3 protein-coding genes are annotated in these 2,759 nt (G+C 38.2%); 2 read left to right on the forward strand and 1 reads right to left on the reverse strand.

Annotation, left to right across the window (positions count from 1 at the left end; translation table 11 throughout):
* On the forward strand, window positions 1-345 hold a 345-nt coding region (locus CALSC_RS24565; protein ID WP_143288372.1), incomplete at its 5' end, for a DUF5684 domain-containing protein.
* A 417-nt stretch (window positions 346-762) separates the two neighbouring features.
* Here the strand turns inward: CALSC_RS24565 and CALSC_RS24570 are convergent.
* Complete coding sequence (locus CALSC_RS24570) at window positions 763-1,356, reverse strand: L,D-transpeptidase (protein ID WP_200817743.1); 594 nt, start codon at window positions 1,354-1,356, stop codon at window positions 763-765.
* A gap of 348 nt (window positions 1,357-1,704) precedes the next feature.
* Between CALSC_RS24570 and CALSC_RS24575 the strand changes: the two genes are divergently transcribed.
* Complete coding sequence (locus CALSC_RS24575) at window positions 1,705-2,487, forward strand: peptidylprolyl isomerase (RefSeq protein WP_088243837.1); 783 nt, start codon at window positions 1,705-1,707, stop codon at window positions 2,485-2,487.
* Window positions 2,488-2,759: the final 272 nt, after the last annotated feature.

Below are 2,759 nucleotides of genomic sequence, written 5' to 3' on the forward strand. Positions count from 1 at the left end.
CTTAGTGATGGTGGTGTAAATTTAATCAGGCTAGTCATTTCTCTCGCTATTTATGTATTTACATCATACTGTTTGTATAATATATTTCAAAAACTAGGAGAACCTAATGCTTGGTTTGCCTGGGTTCCCTTGCTACAAAACTGGCTGACTTATAAAGCTGGAGATCAGTCTCCTTGGTGGACAATTGCACTCCTCATCCCCTTCTTAAATCTTATTGCTGCCATTGTTTTAATTGTTGCCTTTGTAAATATTGTCAAAAAACTGGGTAAGAATCCTTGGTTAATTTTGCTCATGATTATTCCCATAGTTAACTTTGTGGTGTTGTATCATTTCGCTTTTGGTTAACTATATTTTTCTCTAGTGAGGATGATAAACTTAGCAAGGAAAGAAAGCAAGGGATAATCAGCTTGAACCACCAAGAAGTTTCCCATTCTTTTCAGATAGTGGTCTGTCACATTAGTTCTGATAGCTAGTTTTATAGTCATATAAATATGACTTTTACTATTAGACTGGGACTTATATTCCTAGGCGGGTGTGATAGAAAATCTATCATATTTTATGAGACAGACCAGTAGTTTGTATTCTTGGGAACCTTACTATGTATGGTTCAGTTTTTATCCCTTTTCTACTTTCCCTATCCCCCTTGGGGAATTATAGGGGGTTTGTACTCTTTGTCTGACAAATTCCCAATTGTACAAAGCCTACCCTTGTGAGTTTATTCCTCCTCCTACGCCTTGCTTCCCCACACATCAAATTCTCTGGTTATCTGCGTACTAAGACAAATGTTCCGTGGGTAGCCCATCTGAATAATCGGCGAGCATGATGAACTCGCAAATTCACACAACCACGACTGACGGGAGTTCCAAAGCGATTATGCCAAAAAGCTCCGTGAATAGCATAACCACGGTAAAAATACATGGCATATGGGACATTAGGAATATCATAACCTCTACCCCGCATCCGATTGTAGCGATACTTAGAACGAATCCTAAATCGACCTCTGGGTGTAGGAGTAGATCTTTTACCAGTGGAAACCCGAAATGAGTAAATCAATTTCTTCCCTTGCCATGCATATAATCTTTGCTGGGAAAGATCAATTACTATCCTCCGATTATTGTATCTTCTTCGACGATATCCACGACGGAGATATCTCCGGCGATATCCACGACGGCGATATCTTCGACGATATCGACGATGATATCTACGGAGATGATTATTATGAACATATTCATCAACAGAATCAGATTCATTGGCGAGGGGTACAGAAAAAGAGCCAAAAGTAATCAATACTAATACTATGCTCACACAGAAAAATCCGGTGCGACCGATTAAACTATTTCCAATGAATTTTGGCATTAGACTCCAACTTCTATTCATATGAAGATGGTATGAAGTCTAGAAAATATTAACCTCACATTTCAGCTACAGACTTAGCTTTAATAAATATTCCTGACATAGTTGTAGAAGCTTGACTTTGCTAAAGTAATCATAAAACTGCCAGTTTTGAAGTTCTCAGAAAAATAAGCTAGATTAGCGAGCATAATAGATCGAGAAGCTTAGGCTTGTGGTTTCTCACTTAACTTGCGGGATCATGCAAAATTTTTTACTATTATGCCGTAATTTACTCCACTTACCCGGTGTAAGTGGTAGTTCACATCTCATCTTTGTTAATCACTCGCAATTATCATGCTGGTAAAAAATAATATGGCTTCAGTTTTGCAAGTAGGTAATCGTATCATTAGTAACGACCAAATATTTTCCCTCTTGAAGCAATATGGAATGCTGCCCCAGTTGGTGCGGGAAATAATTATTGAAAGTGCGATCGCTAACATGGCTTTATCTGTAGAAGATAATACTAAGGCGTATAAGCAATTCTACCAAGGGAATCAACTTTCCTCTGATGCAGATTTACAAGCATGGTTGGCAGCTCGCAGTCTATCTCAAGAACATTTGGATTACTTAGTTACTCGTAACCTCAAATTAGAAAAGTTCAAAGAAGATACCTGGGGAAATCAACTTGAGTCCTATTTTGTTCAACGAAAGTCAAAATTAGATAAGGTGATCTATTCTCTAATTCGTATCACTGATATTGGTATTGCCCAAGAACTCTATTTTCGCATTCAGGAAGGAGAACAATCATTTGATGAGGTTGCTAGGGAATATTCTCAAGGACAGGAAGCTAATACAGGAGGATTACTTGGTCCTGTAGAACTATCTGTTCCCCATCCTACTTTGGCTAATTTGCTTGCTTCTAATCCACCTGGTAGACTTTTACCCCCTACTCGTGTAGGAGAATGGATTGTAATTGTCAGATTAGAAAAATTTATACCTGCACAGTTAGATGAGCAAATAAAGCTAAGACTGTTAAATGAGTTGTTGGAAAATTGGCTACAAACTCAGTTAAAGAATTTTTCGACTCAGGAAGCTAGTAGCGTTACCATTGACAGTGAGCAGACTAGAGAATCTATAGACGATTATGCTAAATAGTTTAAGCAAAAGCTCAACATGGATGCTATGGCTAGCAAAAATGGTAAATTGAGCAAAATTATGTTAATTTTCAAAGATTTTGAGTCTTTTTGCGTTTATAGTACTACGAAATTAGGTTAGCCCTTTGACTAAGTCCTAGCCTTTCAGGGCGGCTACGCCAACGGACACGCTATACAGTAAGCGCAGCTATGACGTAGGCTTTATGCTCAGGGCTAACAATTCTACTTCTGTGACTGTTAGGATATTGCTGAAGTACCAAACCTATGAACAAT

It is taken from the genome of Calothrix rhizosoleniae SC01, from assembly GCF_900185595.1.
Lineage (GTDB): Bacteria > Cyanobacteriota > Cyanobacteriia > Cyanobacteriales > Nostocaceae > Calothrix_A > Calothrix_A rhizosoleniae.